The sequence below is a fragment of the Rhodococcus sp. AQ5-07 genome (genome assembly GCF_009707305.1).
Taxonomy (GTDB): Bacteria; Actinomycetota; Actinomycetes; order Mycobacteriales; family Mycobacteriaceae; genus Rhodococcus_F; species Rhodococcus_F erythropolis.
Genome location: NZ_CP046099.1, coordinates 4,753,250 through 4,776,570 on the forward strand (window position 1 = coordinate 4,753,250; position 23,321 = coordinate 4,776,570).

Annotated in this window: 21 protein-coding genes; 13 read left to right on the forward strand and 8 right to left on the reverse strand. The window is 63.0% G+C overall.

What is annotated here, in order from left to right:
- The first annotated feature begins 99 nt into the window (after positions 1-99).
- Genes GJB56_RS22165 through GJB56_RS22185 form a run of 5 tightly spaced genes read left to right on the forward strand, consistent with a single transcriptional unit; the run spans position 100 to position 5,048 of the window.
- Complete coding sequence (locus GJB56_RS22165) at positions 100-906, forward strand: gamma-glutamyl-gamma-aminobutyrate hydrolase family protein (RefSeq protein WP_021332596.1); 807 nt, start codon at positions 100-102, stop codon at positions 904-906.
- Positions 890-1,663: an SDR family NAD(P)-dependent oxidoreductase gene (locus GJB56_RS22170; RefSeq protein ID WP_021332597.1), complete on the forward strand. Its 774-nt coding sequence runs from the start codon at positions 890-892 to the stop codon at positions 1,661-1,663. Before GJB56_RS22165 ends, GJB56_RS22170 begins: the two co-directional genes overlap by 17 nt.
- Positions 1,660-3,036 (forward strand): glutamine synthetase family protein, encoded by a 1,377-nt coding sequence (locus GJB56_RS22175; protein WP_051253103.1) that lies wholly within the window; start codon positions 1,660-1,662, stop codon positions 3,034-3,036. Before GJB56_RS22170 ends, GJB56_RS22175 begins: the two co-directional genes overlap by 4 nt.
- Before the next feature lie 31 nt (positions 3,037-3,067).
- A complete protein-coding gene (locus tag GJB56_RS22180; RefSeq protein ID WP_021332599.1) occupies positions 3,068-4,531 on the forward strand; it encodes an aldehyde dehydrogenase family protein in 1,464 nt (487 codons plus the stop codon).
- 19 nt (positions 4,532-4,550) lie between these two features.
- Entirely contained in the window at positions 4,551-5,048 is a 498-nt protein-coding gene (locus tag GJB56_RS22185; RefSeq protein ID WP_021332600.1) for a hypothetical protein, read from the forward strand.
- A gap of 67 nt (positions 5,049-5,115) precedes the next feature.
- Here the strand turns inward: GJB56_RS22185 and GJB56_RS22190 are convergent, their stop codons facing one another.
- Positions 5,116-6,621: an MFS transporter gene (locus GJB56_RS22190; RefSeq protein WP_046379706.1), complete on the reverse strand. Its 1,506-nt coding sequence runs from the start codon at positions 6,619-6,621 to the stop codon at positions 5,116-5,118.
- 279 nt (positions 6,622-6,900) lie between these two features.
- The gene (gene leuS, locus GJB56_RS22195) at positions 6,901-9,747 is read right to left on the reverse strand and encodes a leucine--tRNA ligase (RefSeq protein WP_113683369.1); all 2,847 of its coding nucleotides are present in this window, start codon (positions 9,745-9,747) and stop codon (positions 6,901-6,903) included.
- Between the two features lie 101 nt (positions 9,748-9,848).
- On the opposite strand from leuS, the gene GJB56_RS22200 reads away from it, so the two are divergent.
- Positions 9,849-10,343: an SdpI family protein gene (locus GJB56_RS22200; RefSeq protein WP_024487923.1), complete on the forward strand. Its 495-nt coding sequence runs from the start codon at positions 9,849-9,851 to the stop codon at positions 10,341-10,343.
- A gap of 5 nt (positions 10,344-10,348) precedes the next feature.
- Positions 10,349-11,308, forward strand: a complete 960-nt coding sequence (locus GJB56_RS22205; protein ID WP_230091046.1) for a DUF1648 domain-containing protein — start codon at positions 10,349-10,351, stop codon at positions 11,306-11,308.
- Here GJB56_RS22205 and GJB56_RS22210 read toward each other — a convergent pair.
- Positions 11,277-11,972 carry a FadR/GntR family transcriptional regulator gene (locus tag GJB56_RS22210; RefSeq protein WP_020909842.1) on the reverse strand — a complete coding sequence of 232 codons (696 nt, stop codon included), beginning with the start codon at positions 11,970-11,972 and terminating at the stop codon, positions 11,277-11,279. The two genes, GJB56_RS22205 and GJB56_RS22210, sit on opposite strands and share 32 nt — an antisense overlap.
- Positions 11,973-12,134: 162 nt before the next feature.
- Here GJB56_RS22210 and GJB56_RS22215 point away from each other — a divergent pair, with 162 nt between their 5' ends.
- Both GJB56_RS22215 and GJB56_RS22220 read left to right on the forward strand, forming a co-directional pair.
- A complete protein-coding gene (locus GJB56_RS22215; protein ID WP_029256802.1) occupies positions 12,135-13,304 on the forward strand; it encodes an MFS transporter in 1,170 nt (389 codons plus the stop codon).
- Between the two features lie 4 nt (positions 13,305-13,308).
- Positions 13,309-14,289, forward strand: a complete 981-nt coding sequence (locus GJB56_RS22220) for a bile acid:sodium symporter family protein (RefSeq protein ID WP_003942582.1) — start codon at positions 13,309-13,311, stop codon at positions 14,287-14,289.
- On the opposite strand, the gene GJB56_RS22225 is transcribed toward GJB56_RS22220, so the two are convergent.
- From GJB56_RS22225 to GJB56_RS22235, 3 genes are read right to left on the reverse strand one after another with little or no spacing between them, the layout of a single operon-like run.
- Positions 14,282-14,500, reverse strand: a complete 219-nt coding sequence (locus tag GJB56_RS22225; RefSeq protein ID WP_113683371.1) for a hypothetical protein — start codon at positions 14,498-14,500, stop codon at positions 14,282-14,284. The two genes, GJB56_RS22220 and GJB56_RS22225, sit on opposite strands and share 8 nt — an antisense overlap.
- A gap of 55 nt (positions 14,501-14,555) precedes the next feature.
- Positions 14,556-15,161 carry a YqgE/AlgH family protein gene (locus GJB56_RS22230; protein WP_020909845.1) on the reverse strand — a complete coding sequence of 202 codons (606 nt, stop codon included), beginning with the start codon at positions 15,159-15,161 and terminating at the stop codon, positions 14,556-14,558.
- A 53-nt stretch (positions 15,162-15,214) separates the two neighbouring features.
- Positions 15,215-15,910 carry a TetR/AcrR family transcriptional regulator gene (locus GJB56_RS22235; protein WP_113683372.1) on the reverse strand — a complete coding sequence of 232 codons (696 nt, stop codon included), beginning with the start codon at positions 15,908-15,910 and terminating at the stop codon, positions 15,215-15,217.
- Positions 15,911-16,044: 134 nt separating this feature from the next.
- Between GJB56_RS22235 and GJB56_RS22240 the strand changes: the two genes are divergently transcribed.
- Complete coding sequence (locus GJB56_RS22240) at positions 16,045-16,986, forward strand: NAD-dependent epimerase/dehydratase family protein (RefSeq protein ID WP_097386595.1); 942 nt, start codon at positions 16,045-16,047, stop codon at positions 16,984-16,986.
- 14 nt (positions 16,987-17,000) lie between these two features.
- Here GJB56_RS22240 and GJB56_RS22245 read toward each other — a convergent pair whose 3' ends face one another.
- Positions 17,001-18,158 (reverse strand): SMI1/KNR4 family protein, encoded by a 1,158-nt coding sequence (locus GJB56_RS22245; RefSeq protein WP_060938759.1) that lies wholly within the window; start codon positions 18,156-18,158, stop codon positions 17,001-17,003.
- 61 nt (positions 18,159-18,219) lie between these two features.
- Between GJB56_RS22245 and GJB56_RS22250 the strand changes: the two genes are divergently transcribed.
- Genes GJB56_RS22250 through GJB56_RS22260 form a run of 3 tightly spaced genes read left to right on the forward strand, consistent with a single transcriptional unit; the run spans position 18,220 to position 21,795 of the window.
- Positions 18,220-18,843, forward strand: a complete 624-nt coding sequence (locus tag GJB56_RS22250; protein ID WP_020909850.1) for a TetR/AcrR family transcriptional regulator — start codon at positions 18,220-18,222, stop codon at positions 18,841-18,843.
- Positions 18,827-20,464 (forward strand): acyl-CoA dehydrogenase family protein, encoded by a 1,638-nt coding sequence (locus GJB56_RS22255; RefSeq protein WP_113683373.1) that lies wholly within the window; start codon positions 18,827-18,829, stop codon positions 20,462-20,464. The genes GJB56_RS22250 and GJB56_RS22255 overlap by 17 nt, the downstream gene beginning before the upstream one ends.
- Before the next feature lie 23 nt (positions 20,465-20,487).
- Complete coding sequence (locus GJB56_RS22260) at positions 20,488-21,795, forward strand: MFS transporter (protein WP_021332609.1); 1,308 nt, start codon at positions 20,488-20,490, stop codon at positions 21,793-21,795.
- Here the strand turns inward: GJB56_RS22260 and GJB56_RS22265 are convergent.
- The gene (locus GJB56_RS22265) at positions 21,779-23,230 is read right to left on the reverse strand and encodes a CCA tRNA nucleotidyltransferase (RefSeq protein WP_019746191.1); all 1,452 of its coding nucleotides are present in this window, start codon (positions 23,228-23,230) and stop codon (positions 21,779-21,781) included. The two genes, GJB56_RS22260 and GJB56_RS22265, sit on opposite strands and share 17 nt — an antisense overlap.
- Positions 23,231-23,321 lie beyond the last annotated feature (91 nt).

Below are 23,321 nucleotides of genomic sequence, written 5' to 3' on the forward strand. Positions count from 1 at the left end.
TGAATAGATACAGCAGCGCGCGGCACTTCGAACCCGTTACCCCAACTTTACAAGCCAAACTCTAGCGAAAAGCCATTCAATGGTTCTATGCTCGCTCCTATGACCCAATTCACGATGACGGCGGAGGCACTCCCCGCCATGCCCCTGATCGGAGTCACCGGCCGCGTCGACCGCGGCGGGCCGTCACTACCCAACGTCGTCGGCGACGCGTTGATGGAAATGTTCTTCACCGATTTTCCCTCGAAAATCCGCGCTGCCGGTGGTCAACCGATCCTGCTGAGCATCCACAGTGATCCGCGCCGAATCGTCGAGCATCTCGACGCCCTCGTCCTCAGCGGTGGTTCCGACGTGGACCCCAGGCGATACGGCCGCACCCCCGGACCAAACTCCTCGATGATCGACCCCGCTCGGGACGAATTCGAGTTCGCCCTGGTCGATGCAGCCTGGGAAATCGGACTGCCGATCCTGGGTGTATGTCGAGGACACCAGGTCGTCAACGTCGCCCGCGGGGGCACTCTGATTGCCGACCTTCCGACCGACGCCGGTGAGGCACACAGCTTCTTCGGTTATCCGCGTTCGTACCGACCGCAACAGGTCGCTCTGGAATCCGGTTCCGTCCCACACAGTCTGTTCGGCAACAGCATTCACGTGAACAGCCTTCACCACCAAGCCGTGGACACCCCGGGGAGCGGGCTTCGGATCGTCGGACGCGCGCTCGACGGCGTCGCCGAAGCCATCCAGGCCGCCGATCGCCCCGTGGTGGGCGTGCAGTGGCACCCCGAATTCTTCGTCGAAATCGACCCGCTCTTCTCGTGGCTCGTCGACGCTGCAACCTCCCGTCGGACCGATTCTTCTCACCAGACCGATCATCACAGAATGGAAGACAACAATGTCACGTACGCATGAGAACAAGGTCGCCCTCATCACCGGTGCAGGTTCCGGAATCGGCCGCGGCATCGCGCTGCGTCTCGCCTCCGACGGTGCCCGCGTTGCGGTCGTGGACCTTCACATCGAAAGTGCAAAGGAGACCGTCGCACTGATCGAATCACAGTACGGCACACCTGCGCTCGCCCTCGAAGCCGATGTGCGCGACCGCGCCGCAGTGAGCGCCGCCTTCGAAGCGACCGTCGCCGAATGGGGACGCTTCGACTACCTCGTCAACAACGCCGGTCTGATCACGATGAGTTCTCTCGAGAACCTCACCGACGAAGAGTGGGACCTCGTCCTCGACGTCAATCTCAAGGGCATGTTCATCGTCACGCAGATCGCCACCCCGTACTTCCGCGACGGCAACAGCGGCGCTGTGGTGAACTTGTCGACGGTGGAAGCGGACGTGGTTGTGTCCTCCCAGGGCTTCGCCCAGGTCCACTACAACGCGTCGAAGGGTGGAGTGAAGATGCTGACGAAGGCTCTGGCCGTCGAACTCTCGCGGTACAACGTACGAGTCAACGCAATCGCCCCCGGGCCGGTACCGACCGCATTCCTGCCTGGCATCGACGTCTCCTCCGGCGAAGTTCTCGACTTCATGAAGTCCAGGCTCCTGGTGCCGCGCGTCGGACGCCCCGAAGACATGGGTGCTGCAGTCTCCTTCCTGCTGTCCGACGACGCCTCCTACATCAGTGGGGTCCAGCTGCCCGTCGACGGCGGATGGCTCGCCCGATGAAAGGCCGGCTCACCACGGCCGAGCTCGCCGAGTCCGACATCGACACCGTCCTCATCGCCGGTATCGACCTCTACGGGCGATTAATCGGCAAACGGGTCCCGACGCGAATTTTCCTCGGCAACATCGACGAGGGCCTGCACGTGTGCACCTGTGTGTACGCCTGGGATGCCAACCAGCGTATGGACAAACTGGTAGTCGACTACGCCGGCGGGCACACCGGCTGGCACGACTTCCGTCTGCGACCCGATCTGGGGACACTTCGACGTGCGTCGTGGCTCGAGTCCACTGCCATCGTCATCGCAGACTCGGTCGACGAACATACCGGCGAGCTCGTCCCGATCGCACCGCGCACGATCCTGCGCAAGCAGATCGACAAGCTCGAATCAGACGGCCACACCGTCTACGCGGCAACGGAACTCGAGTTCCACCTCTACCGGGGTACCCCCGACGCGTTGAGGCGCAGCGGATACCGAGATCTCGAACCCACCACCCTGGTGCCCTCTGATTACACCATCACCGCCGGCAACGCGATGGAACCCTTCTTCCGCAAGGTACGAACCGCGTTGGAGGAGAGCGCAATTCCCGTCGAAGTTTCACAGGTCGAATACGGCCTGGGCCAGTGGGAGATCAACCTCGAATACGGAACCGCTCTCGAGATGGCCGACCGCCATGTGCTCTTCAAGCAGGTGGTTCACGACGTCGCCGCGGCAGAAGGGCTCACGGCGACCTTCATGGCACGTCCGAGCACCGACGGCATGGGCTCGTCGTGTCATATTCACGCGTCCATGCGTAGCGACGACACCTTCCCGTTCCACGATGCGAACGCTGAAAACACGGCGAGCGCCGAACTACTGCACGCCGTCGGCGGAGTTCTCGAGCACTGCCCGGAACTCATGCTGTTCTACACGCCGACCATCAACTCGATGCGCCGGACCCGAGCCAGTCACGATTTCTCGGGGAACGGCTTGACCTGGGGTTTCGATAACAGGACTACCACCTGCCGACTCATCACCGGAGCGCCGTCCGCCAACCGTCTCGAAATGAGACTGCCAGGGGCGGACGCAAATCCATATCTCGCACTGGCCGCGGTCTTGGCATCGATGAACGACGGTCTGACACGAAAGCTCGATCCCGGCGCACCGGTACGACGCGACGGGTACAGCGACACAGACACACTCGAGAAGGTGAAGCAACAACCGCTGCCCGGCACACTCGACGAGGCGGCGCGTGCGCTCGAGGCCAGTGAGTTCGCACTCGCGGCGTTCGGCGCCGAGGTCGTGTCGCACTATGCGGCAGTCGCCAAGGACGAATGGGATTCCTTCATGTCCGCGGTCACCGACTGGGAACGCGAACGCTACCTCGACAACATCTGACCTACAAACGATTTCGCCACGAAGGACAGTCATGACCACTTCATGCTCACTCGTGCCCCAGAACAACACGATCGACGGAAACGTCGAAACACCGGCTATCGAACTCGGCGAATTCCTCACCGATCCCGACACCGGAGAGAAACTGCAAGCCCAACTCTCGTCCTCCACCGAACAGGTAGAGAGGGCAATCACCGCCGCGACAGAACTCCATCGATCGGGTGTCTGGACCCGTCGATCGGTAGCCGACCGGGTGCGCCTACTCGAGAGAACGGCTGAACTTGTCGAGGAACGAACTGCGGCGATCGCCCGTGAGGACTCCAAGAACAACGGTCTTCCGCTTTTGATCAGCACACTTTTCGCCGCAGGGCTTCCCGATCTATTCCGCAGTGCTGCAAGGCATCTGGAGAACTCCTCCGGGTTCGAGCAGCTGGCGTCAGGTGCACAATTACATCGGCTGGCTTGGGGCCCGACCGCTGTGATCGCACCGTGGAACGCACCGAGCTTCATCACCGCCAAGAAGACCGCATTCGCTTTGGCCGCAGGTGCTCCGGTCATCGCCAAGCCCTCCAACTGGGCACCGTCGGGTCCCAACGTGCTTGCCGAGGCGATCTCACGTGCCATCGCCGAAGTCGACGCGCCGAAAGCTCTGTTTCAGCTCATTCACGGAGACGGGGACGTCGGGGACCTACTGGCCACCGATCGACGAATCCGAGCACTGGCCTTCACCGGCGGTCGAGCAGCCGGCAGTTCAATCGCCGCTGCGGCTTCAACCGATTTCAAGGCGCTTCAACTCGAGCTCGGAAGCAACAACCCCGTGATCGTCCGCGCCGACGCCGACATCGATCTGACTGCCACCGCGCTCGTCGACGGGTTCACCAAACTCAACGGGCAATGGTGTGAGAGTCCGGGAAGCGTCTTCGTGCCGCCGCACCTTCACGACCGTCTTGTCGACGCAATACTCGACCGCACGGCTGAAATCGCGCTCGGCCGAACCGATGACGACAACATCACGATGGGTCCGCAGGCGAACGAGCCTCAACTCCAAAGGATGCGGGCGACCGTGGAGTTTCTCCGCGGCGTGGGCGGCACGGCCGTCTCGAGCACCCCTGTGCCGGACCTTTCCGGATGGTTCTTCCCCCCGACTGTGGTGCACGGGATCTCGTCGGAGCACACCAAGACGGAGACCTTCGGGCCGATCCTGACCGTGCACCGAGCATCTACCGACGAGCAGGCGCTGCTCGAGGCCAACGCTCTCGATACCGGCCTGGCCGGATACGTGTTCGGCGCCGACGTCGACGCCGCTCGTGAACTTGCGACCCGAATCGAGTGCGGTGAGAACAAGATCAACAGCACCAGCCTCCTGGACCTCGACGACCACTCGACCCAGAGTTTCTGGGGCGGAAGCGGTATCGGCGCACACGGCGACAAAGAGCTTCTCGACTTCTTCCGGGGATCGCGAATCGTCGGTGTCGATGCGCCCGGACTGCCTCTCTAAGCCGAAAGAGGTCGTGGGAATGGGTGAAACGACACGGGTTGGCACCATGGTCGTCGAATGCCATGACACCGCAGCAGTTCTCGCCCGCATTTCTTCGCTGGGGTGGAAGCTTGGCGTAGAGGTCGTCAGTCTGTCCACGTGGATGTCCGTGACATCGCCGGGAGTCAGCGGTATGTCAATTGCGTACCGTTGCCCGACAACGATTTCGGACGCCATGCTGATCAAGCGTCTCAACAAGATCGTCGGGATAGTCCGCATCAAGACGGACCACGGCCCGTTTGTTCCGGTGACCCCACAGGTCGGCCTACACGTCACCGCGACTTTCCAACGCGTCGATCCAGTCGCGCTGGTCGCCTACCGGCACGGCGCAACCGTGTGCAGTCAGGCGAACAACGTTCTGTCGGTTCAACTCACCACTACCCGATCGAACGCAGACACATTCGTCTCTGATCTGGCGCAGGTTGCAGAGCGTCCACTGCGGGGTGAGATCTCGCTGCAGAAGATTCATCTTGCATGACGTCGACGTGCCACCACGGAGATGTGCGGCTACGGGCGTTGGCCCGTAGCCGCACATCATCGCGTGATCAGTGAGCCGGTAGGAGGGACGTCTCCTGCGCCGCGCCGTCTTCTGCGCCGATCTGGACGATGTTTCGCGGCAGGAACACAGCTGCGATCGCACCGAGAACTGCTGCAGCAGCACCGATCAGGAACGCGATACGCATGCCCTCGTCGGTGTAGAACACAGCGCCCTCCATCGCCATCGCGATGTGCGAGTTCAAGACCGTGAAGGCGATGACGGGAAGCACTGCGGGGAAGATGCTCTGGAAGACCGCGACCATGCTCGCCGTGGTTGCCTGCAACTGCGGCGGCACTGCCTCGATGAGCAGGTTCGGAATGGAGGCGTAACCCATACCCATACCGACACCGAAGATTCCGGCAAAGATGATGAGCAGCGGCTTGTTGTCGTGAATGGTGGCCGTCAAGGTGAATCCGACTGCCATGAGGATCATTCCGATGATCATCAGCATGCGGGGTCGAATGTTGCGGCCGACCAGGAAGCCCACGATCAAGCCGCCGACCACCACCATGCCGCCAAGGGGCGCCTGGAAGATCGCGAATCCTTCTGCCGTGACGCCGAATCCGTATCCCAGGCCGAGAACTGCTGGCGTCATCACCATCATCGGCAGCAAAATCGTGAAGACTCCCGACGCGCCGTAGCAGAACCCGGCACCGACGGCGGTGAGCATCACCGAACGCTTGCCGAAGTAGCGCAGGTCGATCAAGGGCTCACGGATGGCTCGGGCAGAGGCAACCCACGCCACCAGCAGTGCGACGCCGCCGATCAGATAGGCCAGCGTCGAGCCGTTCTTCCAGCCCCAGGTCGGTCCGAAGCTGACGCCGATCAGAATTCCGGCGATGCCCGATCCGAGTAGTACCGCACCGATGAGGTCCAGCGAAGAACGCAGTCGTACAGCTGATTCCGCCGTCGAAGCGAAGATCATGCCGCCGAGCAGAACCAAACCGATGACGAAGAACCAGAAGATGCTCCGGAACCCGTGGTTGTCGATCAACCAACCGGTGAGGAAGGGCGCCGGAATAGCGATCAGGCCCATCCCGGAGGTTGCAATACTGACAGCCAGCGCAACGGTTTTCGGCGGAAAGACATCTCGAATGAGGGAGTAACTCAGGAAGAGGCAGGGAACGAGCAGACCAGTCAGGGACCGGCCCAGAATCAAGACGGCATAGCTCGGCGCAATCGCCGAAATGAAGGATCCGACCGCTGCGCCGGCGACCGCAAAGAGCAGGACTTTTCGTTTGCCGTACATGTCCGCGAGCTTGCCGAGCAGCGGAGACGCGACCGCCCCCAGCAGCAGGAACGACGTGAGCAGCCAAGCGCCCTGCGTTGTTTGATAATGCACCGAGATGGCGGGCAGTGCCGTGGAAATCATCATGTAGCTCACCGCGAGCATTTCGAGAAGAAGAACGATCGACGCCAGCGAGAACACCAGTCGCGGAGTCCACCGCTCCGGTATCGACGTCGATTCGGGCAGACTGGGAGACGAACCGTCGCTGTGGACATGAGACGCCATGGCTGAAGAATCCTTTCGGGACACCTGCGAATTCGATTGACCCCCTGCCGAATACCGTCGGCCGGGGCCTTGCGGGGAAGTGCAGTGGAACGACAGCTACCACTCACGGCAACGTGTTACCTGCATCACAGCCCTCGCGTCGAACGCGCGCTACAGAATGTTCCGCGGAGCGGGACAATCAGGACAACGACTGATTGGCACCCCGGATACAGCCCCAGATACGACTGTGCGCCGTTTCGGTAGCGGTAACTACCGAAACGGCGCACGTGCGCGAAGCGCCTACAGAACTATGTTCACCATCTTGCCCGGCACAACGATCACCTTGCGCGGTGCGTTGCCCTCGAGCAGAGCGACGATCTTCTCGTCGGCCAGGGCGATCTCCTCGACAGCCTTGCGATCGGCATCCGCCGGCACGCTGATGCGGCTACGAACCTTGCCGTTGACCTGGATCGGGTACTCGACGGTGTCCTCGACGAGCCACTTCTCCTCGACAGCGGGGAAGGGGCCGTGTGCAAGAGATTCCGTGTGTCCAAGACGTGACCACAGCTCTTCCGCGAGGTGCGGCGCCAGGGGAGCGAGCATCAACACCAACGGCTCGACGGCAGCACGGGGCGCGCCACCCGGGAACGCCTTGGTGAGGTGGTTGTTGTACTCGATCAGCTTCGCAGCGGCCGTGTTGTCGCGCAGCGCAGTGTAATCCTCGATGACACCGGAAATCGCCTTGTTGAGCGCACGCAGCGTCTCCTCACCAGGAGCTTCGTCGGTGACACGGGGCTTGCCGGTCTCCTCGTCGATGACGACGCGCCACACTCGCTGCAGGAATCGAGCAGCACCGACGACGTCCTTGGTCGCCCACGGACGCGAGGTGTCCAGCGGACCCATCGACATCTCGTACACACGCAAGGTGTCTGCACCGAACTCGGCGCAGATCTCGTCCGGCGCAACGGCATTCTTGAGGCTCTTGCCCATCTTGCCGTACTCGCGGTTGACCTCGGCGCCCTCGTAGAAGAACTTGCCGTCACGCTCGACGACCTCTTCTGCCGGCACGTAGACGCCGCGGGCATCGGTGTACGCGAATGCCTGGATGTAGCCCTGGTTGTAGAGGCGACGGTACGGCTCGCTCGAGGACACGTAGCCCAGGTCGAACAGAACCTTGTGCCAGAAGCGCGAGTACAGCAGGTGCAGCACCGCATGCTCGACGCCGCCGACGTACAGGTCGACTCCACCGGGATCGTTGGGGCCGTGCAGTTCCGGACGCGGACCCGTCCAGTACGCCTCGTTCTGCGGGTCGCAGAAGGCGTCCTGGTTGGTGGGGTCGATGTAGCGCAGCTGGTACCACGAGCTACCTGCCCACTGCGGCATGACGTTGGTGTCGCGGTGGTAGGTCTGCAGACCGTCGCCGAGATCGAGCTCGACGTTGACCCAGTCGGTCGCCTTGTTCAGCGGGGGAGAGGGCTCGGAGTTGGCGTCGTCCGGATCGAAGGACACCGGTGCGTAGTCCTCGACCTCCGGAAGCACAACGGGCAGAGCCGAATCCGGCAGGGCGTGTGCGTTGCCGTCCGCGTCGTAGACGATCGGGAAAGGCTCGCCCCAGTAACGCTGACGCGCGAAGAGCCAGTCGCGCAGCTTGTACTGGATAGTGCCCTTGCCCTGGCCGCTCTCCTCGAGGCGGCTGATGACGGTCGCCTTGGCCTCGGCTACGTCCAAACCGTCGAGGTAGTCGGAGTTCACCAGCGGGCCGTCACCGGAGTACGCAGCCTCCGAAACATCGCCACCGGCAATAACTTCGAGAATTTCCAGTCCGAACGCGTTCGCGAACTCCCAGTCACGGTGATCGTGTCCTGGAACTGCCATGATCGCGCCGGTGCCGTAGCCGGTCAGCACGTAGTCGGCGATGAAGATCGGGACCTTGTGGCCGTTGACCGGATTGACGGCGTAGGAACCGAGGAAGACGCCCGTCTTCTCCTTGTTTTCCTGACGCTCCAGGTCGGTCTTGGCGGCAATCGACTTGCGGTATGCAGCAACAGCTTCCGCCGGAGTCGTGGCACCGCCAGTCCAGCGTGCGTCGACACCGTCGGGCCACTCGTCCGCGACGAGCTTGTCCACCAAGTCGTGCTCAGGAGCCAGCGTCACATAGGTGGCGCCGAACAGCGTGTCGGGGCGCGTCGTGAACACATCGACGCCGTATTGGCCTGCGGCAAAGGTAACTTCGGCGCCGTAGGACCGTCCGATCCAGTTGCGCTGCATCGCCTTGACCTTGTCCGGCCAATCCAGGTACTCGAGATCGTCGACCAGGCGATCGGAGTACGCGGTGATGCGCATCATCCACTGCTGGAGGTGCTTACGAAACACGGGGAAGTTTCCGCGGTCACTACGACCGTCGGCGGTGACTTCCTCGTTGGCCAGCACGGTACCCAAACCGGGGCACCAGTTGACCATCGAATCCGACTGGTAGACAAGGCGGTACGAGTCGACGACCTTTGCCTTCTCGGCGACTGTCAACGACGCCCACTCGCGTCCGTCTTCCAGAGCGCGCTCACCGGAATCGAACTCGGCTTCCAGCTCGGAGATACGACGGGCCTTGCCTGCAGCCTTGTCGTACCACGCGCCGTGGATCTGCAGGAAGATCCACTGCGTCCAGTGGTAGAAGTCGACGTCCGTCGTCGCGAGGCTACGACGCTCGTCGTGCCCCAGACCCAGGCGTCGCAGCTGGCGCTTCATGTTGGCGATGTTGGACTCGGTGGTCGTCCGCGGGTGGGTACCCGTCTGCACGGCGTACTGCTCGGCCGGGAGACCGAACGCGTCGTAGCCGAGGGTGTGCAGGACATTGCGCCCCTGCATGCGATGGAAGCGTGCGAAGACGTCCGTAGCGATGTATCCGAGCGGGTGACCGACGTGCAGGCCCGAACCCGAGGGGTACGGGAACATGTCCTGAACGAAGAGCTTGTCGGCGGGAACACCGTCGGGCGAGGAGAGCGGACCGACCGGATTGGGCGCGTTGAACGTGCCGTCCTCACTCCAGCGGTCCTGCCAGTGCTGCTCGATCTGGCCGGCGAGCTCCGCGGTGTAGCGGTGCTGCGGAGTTGCGTCGGCTGGTGAATCGGGGGACTGCGGAGACTCGGTCACTGTGGTCGCTATCTACTTGGCTGACGGAAATACCGATAACCAGGGTAGAGCCTGTGCGACCCGGGCATACCATCAACTCCACTCGCGCCTATCCTGTATGGGTGATCGTTGTCGCTGTGGTGCTATTCGTGCTCGCTGTCGCCGTCGGTGGAGTTGGTGTCGCCGGTCTGATCGGCAAACTCCCGCGCAACCGCTGGGCCGGTGTCCGCACCGAGGATTCCCTGCGGAGCGAGGAGTCGTTCGCCCTCGCCAACAAGGTGGCCGGTCCGACCATGCTCGCGGCCGCTGGAATGTTGGTCATCGGCGGAGTCGCAGCACTGACCATCGGCGGAGTCTTCGGCGTCGCGGTCGCGATCATCGCCGTCGTCGTCGCCGTCCTCACTGCCGGTTTCGGTGGAGGCATCGGCACCCGCGCGGCCGCCGCGCTCCCACAGCAAAGCGGATGCGGTAACGACTGCAACTGCGGCGGCCACTCCGAGCCTGCCGCAGACGAGCCGGTGGCGGAGACCCCCGAGGCGAAGGCGAACGCTGCCGCTTGCGGTACCGCTTCCTGCGGTGCCTGCGCGCTCAAGGATGCTTGCCAGCCGGCTCATTGATTCACGTGAAACATCGCGTGGTCGACCCGGCCGGGGTCGTATTCGGGCTAGTGGTTCCGCTGCTGTGTGCGGTCTTCGGCTTCGTCCTGACAAAACTTTGGGAGCCTCGCCTCCCGGAACAGATCGCGACTCACTGGACCACCACCTCGCCGGACGGCTTCTCCACCCCGTCGGCCAACGCATGGACCATTGCACTTTTGACACTGCTCTTCGGTGGCGGCCTGAGTGCGATTGCTGCTCTTGCTCCCGCGATGTTGATGATGCGTCGCTTCATGTTGGTTGTCGGGCTGAGCGTGGTCGGGCTCATCACGACAGTGAACTTCGCTTTGCTCTACACCCAACTCGATGTCGCCGATCCGTCCACGACGTCACTCCCGCTGTGGTCTATCGGTGTCGGCTTTGCAGTCGGCGGGGTGCTGGGGTGGATCGGCGCCTCGTTCCTGCGTGACTACCGCGTCCGCACTCTTGCCACGATCGAACCCTCGGCCGGGTTGCCGCGAAGCAGCTGCCCTCTACCTATCTCCGACGACGTCGGATTCAGCACCAAAGGCTCGGTGATCCTCACTGCGATCACTCTGGCGCCCGGAGTCATCATGGCGTTGGCGATGGGGTCACTCTGGCCGCTGTTCATCTTCGGTGCACTCGGACTGCTCGTCGTCAGCCTGGTTCGCTTCCGGGTGATCGTCGACGAACGGGAAATTCGGGTGATCAACATGGGGATGGCTGCGATGACCTACGGCATCGACGAAGTTGTCGGAGCCGACGTCGCGGAGATCAAACCGTTCGCGGACTTCGGCGGCTGGGGACTCAAGACCAAGGGTCGTCGTAACTACGGCGTTGTCACCCGCACCGGGCCAGCGGTGGTCATCACGTTCGCCGGTGGCGACCGACTCACGATCACGACACCGAAGGCCGAAGACATCGCCGGGTCCCTCAACCGATTGGCCGACGCCCGGACTCGGTAACCGCCGAACCTGACCCGATCGCTTCCTGAGTCTTCTCGAGATACCCGCATGCCGCCGCCCTGGCTTTGGTGACATCGCGCTCGGCGATGGCTTCGGCAACTCCCTGATGATGCGAAGACGTCAGCGACGGCGGATGAACGCCTTCGGTCACCTCGTAGGTGGCGCGGACCGTTTCGAGGATTCCGGCAAACAGATCGGTCAGAACCGGATTGTGAGCGGCATCGACGACGGCAATGTGAAACGCAAGATCGACGTCGACGAAGTTCTCGGCCGGCACGTCACGCTTGGCGGCCAGCTCACGAAGTATCCGAACGTCGTCGTCGCTACGACGCTCACACGCCAACCGGACCGCTTCCATCTCGAGCGCACGACGCACTTCGAAGACGTATTTCATCTCGTCCACGGACGCGTGCTTGCCGAGCAGTCCGCCGATGTCGGTCCGAGCGCGCACGAAGGTCCCTGATCCGCGACGGATCTCGAGGACTCCCGTCGACGTCAGTGTCTTGATCGCTTCGCGCACGGTGTTCCGGCCGACGCCGAGAACACTCATCAGTTCCGGCTCGGTGGGAACACGGTTCCCGACGGTCCAGGCGCCGTCGGAGATCTGCGCGCGCATCCAATCGAGGGATTGCTCGTACGCGGACTCCTTGCGAACAACGGTCATCTACTCATCCTCACAGCATTCGCGACGATCATTCCACTCACCTACGATACGTAGGACGACCCATGTATTTTCGAACTCTGTCATCAGGAGGGGCTTCCCACGTCCGCCACAGCTGTCGCCACCGATGAACGCACACGCCGCACCAATCGACACTTCTACGGCGTGGGCTACGTCCTCACCGTGATCCTTCTGGGCGCGAACATGCCCACCTCCGTCTACGGGCTGTATCGGACCGAGTTCGGATTCACGCCAACCATCCAGACGCTCATCTACGGCGTCTACGTCGCCGGCCTCGTTCCGGCGTTGCTGTTCTTCGGACCGCTGTCCGACGCCCTCGGCCGACGCACCGTGCTTCTGACTGCACTCGCGCTGAGCGTCGTCGGCACACTCGTTCTGGCATTCGCCGACGCGACTGTGTGGTTGTTCGTCGGACGCGTTGCTCAGGGAATCGCGGTGGGCGCGGCCAGTGCGGCGGGCAGCGCCGCATTGGTGGAGCAGGAACCGAAGTTCGATCACCGCCGGGCAGCGCTCGTATCGACGGTGACGGGCGCGTTGGGTGGTGCACTCGGACCACTCGTGTCCGGTGCGATCGCCCAGTACCTTCCGCAACCGCTGCGGTTGCCGTATCTGATCTTCCTCGTCGCGTTCATCCCGGCACTGATCGTGTTGCTGCTACTTCCGCGGATCGGGGACATCACACGCCCGAAGCGGTTCTTCCAGATGCCGCATGTTCCCGCCACCATTCGAGAAACGTTCTGGCTCAGCTCACTCGCCGTCGCGCTGTCGTGGGGCGCAGTCGGGCTCTTCCAGTCGGTGGTCCCGTCGTGGATGACCAGCCTGCTGAACATCGACAACCTCCTACTCGGCGGCGGAGCAGCTGCACTGGTCATGATCTGCTCGGTGATCGCGCAGCTCGGCGGGAGTCGTATGGACCCGCGGACGTCCGTCACCGCCGGCCTGGGAATCCTCGCTCTAGGAATGATCGGCCTACTCGTGGTCGACCTCGTCCCCAGCCTTGCGCTGCTGGGCGTCATCACCGTGGTGGTCGGCGCCGGGCACGGTCTGGCGTTTGCCGGCGGCATGAAACGCGTCAACGCCGCCGCCCGAATCCACGCCCGCGAGAGCCACGGCGGAGTCCTGGCGGCATTCTTCACCGTCAGCTACGCGGGACTGGCGATCCCGTCGATCATCGCGGGTATCGCCATCACCATCCAGGGAATGCAGACGGCCATCATCGAACTGTCGATCGTCGGGACGCTCCTGTGCCTGGCCGTGATGGGCTTCAACCTTCGTGGGGCTCGAGAGCCCGTCGACGCACGCCGTTATCCTTAGCCAGGTGAAGTTTCTCAGTAGGTTCTACATCGACGGGTTCATCCTCGGCATCATCATCGCCGGCGTGCTCGGAAGTGTGTTCCCGGTATCGGGTACCGCGGAGAGCATTCTGAACTGGGCCACCAAGATCGCCATCGGCTTCCTGTTCCTGCTCTACGGTGCACGGCTCTCGCCGCAGGAGGCGTGGAAGGGCGTCAAGCACTGGCGACTGCACACTGTCGTCCTTGCCGCGACGTTTGTGCTCTTCCCGCTGATCGGCCTTGCGCTGCGATTCCTGTCGCCGACCCTGATCAGTGACGAGCTCTACACCGGCATCCTCTACATGTGCCTCGTTCCGTCTACGGTTCAGTCGTCGATCGCGTTCACTTCGATCGCCAAGGGAAACGTCGCCGGCGCGATTGTCAGTGCGTCGTTCTCCAACCTGATCGGCGTCTTCGTCACACCGCTGCTGGTGGTTCTGCTGATGAATACAACGGGCCAGGCGACGGTCGACTTCTCGTCGATCCTCGACATCGTCGTGCAACTGCTGATCCCGTTCATCGTGGGCCAGCTGATCCGCCCGCTGGTGATCGGATGGCTGCAGAAGTATGCCGAGCCCACCAAGTACGTCGATCGCGGATCGATCCTCCTCGTTGTCTTCGCCGCCTTCAGCGAGAGCATGAAAGAGGGGATCTGGAGCACCATCACGATCTGGCAGATCGTGATCCTCACAATCGTGTGCTGCCTGATCCTCGCGCTGGTTCTCGGCGTGACCACTCTCGCGGGGCGCAAGCTCGGGTTCGACCTTCCCGATCAGATCGTCATCATCTTCTGCGGGTCGAAGAAATCCTTGGCGACAGGCCTACCGATGGCGGCCGTACTGTTTGCAGGCCAGCCCGTCGGCCTGATCGTGTTGCCGCTGATGATCTTCCATCAGATCCAACTGATCGTCTGTGCTGCGATGGCGCAACGCTTCGCGAATCGGGATCCGGTGAGCGTCAGCTAGCGAGCAACTCGTCTCGGGTCCCGTCGATGCAGCCACAACCGCCCTGCAGTTCAGCACAATCGATGGACAACGCATGGCGACTCGATGCCAGGTCGACGCAGTTCACGCCGGTGCATTCGAGTGATCCGTCCGCATGTCGCAGCAAAGAATCGTGGCAGTGATCGACATCCGAAACACAATCCGCGCACTGGATCTGACGCTCAGCGATCATTGCTGCCACCTCTCTCGAAAACGATGACACAGGAATATCATCGACCTCCGACAGATCAGTTTCGTTCCACTTCGATGGGATGGCTGGCCAGCATTGCCACGGGGAGCGGTTGGCGTCGTAGCACCCGTGCCCAGACATCGACTCGGGGCGGCGTAAGCACATCGGACGGCAGTGAGCTGATCACCATCCAGTCTTCACGTTCGAGCTCCGAATCCAGCTGCCCCAGAGTCCAACCCGAGTAACCGGCAAAAATGCGGATCCCTTCGACCAGAGGAGCGATGACCTCCGGGTCCGAGTCCAGATCCACCATGACAACTTTGCCGTCCACCCGCCGCAGGCCGGCGACGCCGTCGATCCGTGCACCGTTGCGAGCGATACCCAGGCAGAGCGCGGAGTCACGCTTGACGGGTCCACCGATGTACAGGGCGGAAGGATGCGCGGTCAGCGGTGACCACTGCGGCAACACGTTCTGCACGGCCGTCTCACTCGGCCGATTGACGATGACGCCAAGGCTCCCGGCGTCGTTGTGCTCGATCATGTAGATGACGGTGCGGCGAAATGCAGGTTCCGTGAGATCGGTCGACGACACCAACAAACTGCCCGGACGAACCTCCGGTTCTATCCAGGCCATTCGATCCTCGGGTTCTTCTGCGTGCGCCACAAAGACATCATCTCACCGACAACTGCGTGCGGAGGAACGAGACACAGGCGTGTTCAGGTCAGACCCGCCACATCGGCAAGTAGTGCCAGATGCCGCTCGAAAATCTCACTCGCATCGGTGAACGTATCGCTTCCGTACTGCCCGAACACCTCGAAGTTCACCGAACCGAACAGCGATACCCAGACGAGAGTTGCGCGCACCGCGGCATCCGGCGGCAGTTCGGTGCCCAGTTCTTTCCGCACTCCCTCGAGGTCCGTTGCCAGCGTGTCACTCAGGTCCGGGCCCTCTCGCACCGTGAGTGCACCCGCGCGATGGGCGGCGTCGATGATCCCGATCAGCCGGGTCACGACGAGGGTGCCAGGGCCGGTGGTCTGCTCGCCCGGAGCGTCGTAACCGGGGACGGGGCTGCCGAACAGCAATCCGTATCGAGCCGGCTCCCGGATCGCCCAACTCCGGACGGCACGCCCGAGAGCAATGAACTGTCCGCGAAAATTTTCTGCTGCAACGGCATTCACGGCGGAGTCCACTTCCGCGCCCAGTTCCGTGTACCCGTCCACCACCAGCAAGGTCAGCAGTTCGTCGCGACTGGCGACGTAGCGGTACACCGCTGAGGACACGACTCCTAGATCACGCGCGACGGCCCTCAAGGACAACGCGGCGGCGCCGACGGCAGCAAGATGCTCGCGTCCGATCCGGGTGATGTCCTGCAGCGTCTGTTCGCGCGCCCGCTCACGGGGAGTCCCAACCATGAGTCCATCTTGCCCCATGACCGAGAGCAGTATCAACAAAAGAGAGCACTGCTCTTGACAGCGCTGAGGCGCGGGTGCATTCTTGAAAACGAGAGCAGTGCTCTCAGTTCACCCGAAACGAGAAGGAGCACACCATGTCGAACCTCGAAATCGTCACCGGAGCAGGACCCGTCGGATCCGCCGTCGCGCTACAGCTCGCCGAGCAGGGAATCAACGTCCGGCTCCTGACCAGGTCCGGCAGCGGGCCCGAGCACCCGCTGATCGACCGCCGACGCGTCGACGTCTCGGATTCCGAGGCCCTGCGCTCGGTCAGCGAGGGCGCCACGGCCATCTACCACTGCATCCACGCCGCCTACAACGCAGCCGATTGGGAGCGGGAACTCCCGGCGGCCGAGAAGGTTGTGCTCGACGCGGCCGCATCCATCGGAGCCGTCGTGGTCTTCCCCGAAAGCCTCTACGCCTACAACTCCGACACCCTGATGACCGAATCCGATCCACGCAACGCCACCGGCGGCAAGCGCGGAGTGCGCACCGCGCTGCTGCGTGCCCGCGAGGCCTCCGCAACACCCACCGTCAGCGTCGTGGCCTCGGACTTCTTCGGTCCCCGCGTCCGCACCGCCCACGCCGGCGAGCGCATGGTTCCGAAAGTCATGGCAGGTAAGAAGATTCGTGTCATCGGTTCCGCAGACCAGCCGCACTCCTTCACCTACATCCCCGATCTCGCGGCGGCGATGATCGCAGCAGCACACAACCCCGAACTCTGGAACTCCGTCATCCACGCACCCACCGGCCCCGCGCTCACTCAGCGCAAGATCGCCGAGGCCTTCGCCCGAGCCGCCGGGGCGTCCCCCGCCAAAGTGGGTGTCCTGCCCGCCTGGGTGCTCGACGCCGTCGGCAAGATCAACACCGACAGCCGCGAACTCGCGGAGATGAACTACCAGTTCACCAAGCCGTTTGTCATGGACTCGAGCGCCAGCGAAGTGCTGCTCGGACTCTCGCCGACGCCGCTCGATCAGGCCGCCGAAGAGACCGTCGCGTGGTGGCGCGCGGAACAGGCTCGCACCGCTGCTGCCTGAAGTGGCCGCACACGCTACGCGGGTGCGTACCGCCAGGAAAGTCCGCCATCACCGAGTCCCGCTACCCAGCCACCACCGAAAGGCCGACCCGTTTCCAGGGAATCTACGAGATCGGCGAGCAACGCGCTGATCGAAGTCCACTGCGGTTCGGCGGCGTCCGCGTTCTCACGGGCATACTCGGTCACACAGCCTGTCAGCTCCCCTTGCCTTGTGTCGCAGAATAATTCGTATCCGTCGCGGCAGGCGAAGGTTATGTAGTCCGGAAGAAACTTTCCGATCGAGGTTCCTGCCGGCTGAGTACGGTCCGACAATGAGGGAACACTCTCCGGGACATCTGGCAGCTCGTACACCGCCGGGGCTCTGCGGTGATTGGCCAACAGCTCGTCCAGATTGAGCATGTCGTGTTGGGGAAGGAACTGCATCCAGGCGCCGGGGGCGAAGCCGTTCTGGACCGAGTAGAGGTCTTTCAATTCGGTTGGCCACGCGATTCCGCTCAGTGCCTCGACCCGGTCGATTTCCGATTGCGCGGCGCCGGGCGCGAACGCATCCAGTGCTTGCGGAAATCCGTTCTCGGAAAACCAGGCGGCGATCCGTTCCCATTGCCGGCGCACTGATGTTGGTTCGGTCACGCTGTGAGCGTGGATACCCTCAGTCGCTTTCTGTTGCACGCCTCCTGGTCGTGGGGGGATCGTGAGGTGCCTGTCATCGCTGTAGACGTCCCGTACTTCGACCTTGTCGCCTGACTTGAAGAGATGAATCGGCTCGAATTCCGCGACGGGCCAGATCTGGATGAAAGCTTCAGGGTCGGCTTGATCAAAGTCCCGGCCGCGCACCGAGGCTCGGATGCGGTAGAGGCCAATCGGTAGGCGCTCGAGGAATCCGAACTCGTGGACCCGTTCGCCTGTCAATCGAAGTGGTGGCAGACCAGCAACAACGCTCTCGAGCGTGCCTTCTTCGATCGTCTCCCAATCATCGAGAGCGGGAATTCCCGGGTCCACATCCAGCGTGTCGACGGTGATCCGGACCGGGCCTTCGGTCGAACTCAACGCCAAGCGAGCGACAACGGGACTCAAACCGATGACCTTGCCGTAAGTGTGGACATACGGTTCACGAGGTCGCGGACCGAGAACCAGAACCGGAACTTCGAAATCGACTTTCGCCGTGGTAGCCATGTCGTCATTCTCCAGCAGTCAACTCTTGACGCAAGAACGGAACGGGTGTTCACTTCTTCACATGGCCTATCGCCGCACTCCGGCAGTACAAGAAAGACTGGACGCCCAACGCGCCCGACTGCTCGACGCGGCCACGACGGCAGTGGCAACCCACGGTTATGCGGGCTGTTCCATCGCCGCGGTGGCCAAGAACGCCGGCGTCGGCACCGGGACGCTGTATCGACATTTCGACGGCAAGGGTGAATTGTTCGCCGAGGTGTTCCAATCAGTCTGCAGCCGTGAGGTATCCGCGGCCCGGGACGCCGGAGACAATGCCCGAAGTCTGGAAGGCAACCACCGCTCCGCGGTATCGGCCTCGGTTCGAACCTTCGCCGAACGTGCCATGCGTGCACCGGTTCTCGCCTATGCCCTGCTGGTGGAGCCGGTGGATCCACTCGTCGACGAACAGCGACTCATGTTTCGCGAATCGTTCCGCGATTGCCTGGCCACCGCAATTCGCTCGGCAGTCGACACCGGTGAGATACCTTCGCAGGACGCCACTCTGACGGCAGCGTGCATCGTCGGGGCAATCGGCGAGGCCCTGATCCTTCCGCTGCGCGGCGGCACCACGGATCCCGCTGCGATCGACGCCATCCTCGCCTTCACCCTTCGATCGTTAGGGAGTTTCGATGACACCCACGCATGAAGTCACCAATCAGGTACCGCCCCTGATCGATTACGACGCAGCCGAATACGCGCCGATCCTCGAGGCACTACACCGCGAGGAAGCTTCGGACGCAGCCGAAGAGGTTCATCGCGTCGGGGTCCGCGCCGGCAGCGCGCAAGCTCAGGAGTGGGGCGACCTGGCCGAGGAGCACCCACCTGTCCTGAGAACCCACGACCGCTACGGCAACCGCATCGACGAGGTCCGCTACGACCCTGCCAATCACCAACTCATGAGCACCGCAGTGGAATTGGGACTGCACGGCGCTCCGTGGGTTGACCCGAATCCACACGCACACCTCGTCCGCGCCGCGAAGATGGCCGTGTGGGGTCAAACCGACGCCGGCCACGGCTGCCCCATCTCCATGACGTACGCCGTGATCCCAGCGCTGCGGCACAACGCGGATCTTGCCGCTCAGTACGAACCCCTCCTGACCACCCGCCACTACGATTCGGCGCTGAAAGCTCCCCTCACCAAACCCGGATTGATCGCCGGAATGTCGATGACGGAAAAACAGGGCGGTTCGGACGTGCGTGCCGGAACCACAAGGGCAGTGCCACAATCCGACGGTAGCTATCTCCTGACAGGCCACAAGTGGTTCACCTCCGCACCGATGTCGGACGTGTTCCTCGTCCTCGCCCAGGCGCCGGGCGGTCTGTCGTGCTTCTTCCTTCCTCGGGTCCTGCCGGACGGCTCGCTCAACAACATGTACCTGCAGCGTCTGAAGGACAAGTTGGGAAATCATTCCAACGCGAGCAGCGAGGTCGAGTACCGCGACGCTCTCGCGTGGATGGTGGGCGAGGAAGGCTGGGGCATGCGCACCATCATCGAGATGGTCAACATGACCAGGTTGGACTGCACGATCGGCACGGCCACCGGCATGCGCGTCGGCACTCTGCAGGCAGTTCACCATGCGAATCATCGAAGTGCGTTCGGCGCCAACCTGATCGACCAACCTTTGATGCGCAATGTTCTCGCAGATCTGGCGGTGGAATCGGAAGCGTCGACTACCGTCGCGATGTGGCTGGCCGCGCTGACCGACCGCGCAACGTCGGGCGATGCCCACGCGAGCGCACTACGACGCATTTCATTGGCCGTGAGCAAGTACTTCGTCTGCAAGCGCGGACCGATCCACGCTGCCGAGGCACTCGAGTGTCTGGGCGGAAACGGATACGTGGAGGAATCCCGGATGCCGCGCCTCTATCGCGAGGCTCCGCTGCTCTCGGTGTGGGAAGGGTCGGGCAACGTCGCGGCGCTCGACACTCTGCGGGCGATGGCGAAGCAACCCGAAACGCTGCAGGTGTTCTTCGACGAACTGAAACAAGCGAGTGGCGTGGACGCCCGCTTCGATCAGACCGTGCGGGATCTCGAGGTGGCATTCGGCGATTTCGACGACATCGAATACCGGGCACGAAAGATCGTCGGTGACATGGCACTCGCACTGCAAGCCTCGCTGCTGCTCCGCTACGGGCACCCCGCGGTGGCCGACGCATTCTGCGCGAGTCGGCTCGGAGATAGCTGGGGGAGCGTGTTCGGAACCCTGCCGAGGGGGATCGACATCGCGCCGATCCTCGAGCGGGCCACCGTCAAGATCGGCGCCTGACCCACCCACTACAGTTTCCGCTTATGAACCGAGCCTCGAACCGCCGCGAGGCCTGGCAGCGCGTACTGCACACCCTGCGTGAATCACCCGGCCTGGGAAGGCTGGCGCTCGTCCGCTTTTCCAGCCAGTTCGGCGACGGAATGTTCCAGGCCGCGCTCGGCGGCGCAATCCTCTTCAACCCGGAACGTGAAACCGATCCGGTGGCGATAGCGGCCGGCTTTGCCGTACTGCTCCTTCCCTATTCGGTGATCGGCCCCTTTGCCGGCGCTCTGCTGGATCGTTGGGACCGCCGCCTGGTGCTCCTGTGGGCGAGTGTGCTCCGCGGGCTCTTCATCCTGACCACCGCGGTGCTGCTGGTCGCCGGCGGCGGTGACACTCTGTTGTTGACGTGTGCGCTTGCTGCGATCGGGGTCAGCCGCTTTGTCGGGGCAGGCGTATCCGCAGCCCTGCCGAAGGTCGTTCGACAATCGTGGCTGGTGGCAACCAATTCCGTTCTCACAACGGCTGGTTCGGTGGTAGCCGCTCTTGGTGCTTCGGCAGCGGTGGCGATCATCGGCGTGATCGGCGCGGGGGATCGAGCGTCAGGCGCCGCCGTGGCCATCGCAGCACTGGGATCGGTGATCGCAGCCCTCGCCGCGGCCAGGTTCACCGCCCGCTCACTTGGTCCAGTGGCCGACGAAGTGATTCGTGCCAGCGCCGTCCGTTCGGTAACGGCCGGACTGCGCACCGGGGCAACCGCTGTCTGGGAGGCGCCTGGCGTCACCACGGCAATGATCGGGATCGGAGCGCACCGCATCTGCTTCGGCATCAACACCCTCATCATGGTGCTGGTCCTACGCGACACCTCGAACGGCTCCCAATTACCTGGAGGGATGGCCGGATTCGGCGTCGCCGTCGGTGCAACGGCCATCGGAATGCTGATCGCGGCATTGATCACACCGTTCCTCATCCCGCGGATCGGTCGCTCAAGGACGATCACGTACGCCCTGGTGTGCGCGGTGGCCGTCCAGCTCGTCTTCGTAACCACCCTGACGCAGGGATCGCTGCTGATCGCCGCCTTCCTGCTCGGCATCGCCGGGCAGTCCGTGAAACTCAGCGGCGACGCGGCCATGCAGATCGACATCGACGACGACCGTCGTGGCCAGGTATTCGCCTTGCAGGACACCGTGTTCAACGTCGCGTTCATCGGTGCGATCGCGGCAGCGTCGACGGTGATCGCACCCGACGGCAAGAGCGTCGGCCTGGCCCTTGCCGGCGCGGGTGTCTATGCCGCCGGTTTGTCAGCGGTGCTGCTCAACCGCAAGAAACGAGAAACTAGCCCTGCTGGGTAGCCCACCACTTCAGCAGTTCGGCTTCGGCCTCGTCACGCTCGAGCGGGCCGCGATCCAGACGTAGTTCCTTGAGGAACGTCCATGCCTTGCCCACCTGCGGGCCGGCCGGGATGTTGAGCAGTTCCATGATGGCGTTGCCGTCGAGGTCCGGACGCACGCGAGCGAGGTCTTCCTGCTCCGCGATGCGCGCAATCCGCTCTTCGATGTCGTCGTATGTGGCCTGCAACTGCGCGGCGCGGCGCTTGTTACGCGTGGTGCAGTCGGCCCGGACGAGCTTGTGCAGCCGGGGGAGCAGCTCGCCCGCGTCGGTGACGTACCGCCGCACCGCGGAGTCGGTCCACTGTCCCTTGCCGTAGCCGTGAAAACGCAAGTGCAGGAACACGAGCTGCGAAACGTCGTCGACCATCTGCTTCGAGAACTTCAAGGCACGCATGCGCTTGCGCACCAGCTTGGCGCCAACCACCTCGTGGTGGTGGAAGCTGACGCCGCCGCCCGGTTCGTTGCGCTTGGTGTCCGGCTTGCCGATGTCGTGAAGCAGTGCAGCCCAACGCAATACGAGGTCGGGATCGCCTTCTTCGAGATCGATCGCCTGCTGGAGCACGGTGAGGGAGTGCTGGTAGACGTCCTTGTGTTGGTGATGCTCGTCGATCTCGAGCTTCATCTGCGGAACCTCGGGCAGCACGTATGCAGCCAGTCCGGAGTCGACCATCATGTTGATGCCGTCCACCGGGTACATGCCCAGCATCATTTTGTTCAGCTCCACCTGCACACGCTCGGCGGTGATCCGCTCGATCTGCGACGCCATCTCCTTGATGGCCTCGAAAACGCGATTGTTCAACGTGAAACCAAGCTGCGAGACGAACCTGGCTGCGCGCAGCATCCGCAGCGGATCGTCGTTGAACGAGTTCTCCGGCGCCGACGGCGTATCGAGTTCCCCGGCCAGCAGGGCGTCCATGCCGTTCAGCGGATCGACAAACGTGTAGGAACCGTCCGCGCCGATCTTCATCGCCATCGCGTTGACGGTGAAATCGCGGCGCACCAGGTCGTCGGCCAACGTCGTTCCGTACTCGACTATCGGATTACGTGAGACACGGTCGTAAGCGTCGGCCCGGAAGGTCGTGATCTCGATCTCCTGGCCGTGTTTGATGGCGCTGATGGTCCCGAACTCGATGCCGGTGTCCCACTGCTTGTCCACCCAGCCCTTGAGCAGAGCCTGAACCTTCTCCGGCCTGGCGTCCGTCGTGAAGTCCAGATCGCCACTGAAGCGGCCCAGGATCGCGTCGCGAACACTGCCACCCACCAGGAACAGCTCGTGACCGGCCTCGGCAAAACGCTCACCGAGCGGGTTCAACACGTCGGACAACGTGCCGAGCGTTGCAGTGGCGTCGGCAAGCAGTCGTAGGCGGCGATCAGCGTCGGAGGTAGGGACAGTCACGTGAAAGGAGCTTACTTAAGGTGCGCAAATAGCAGAACGCGCATACGAACGCGATAGACCGCTTTGCGCGGGTTACCGGGCAACGCTGCAA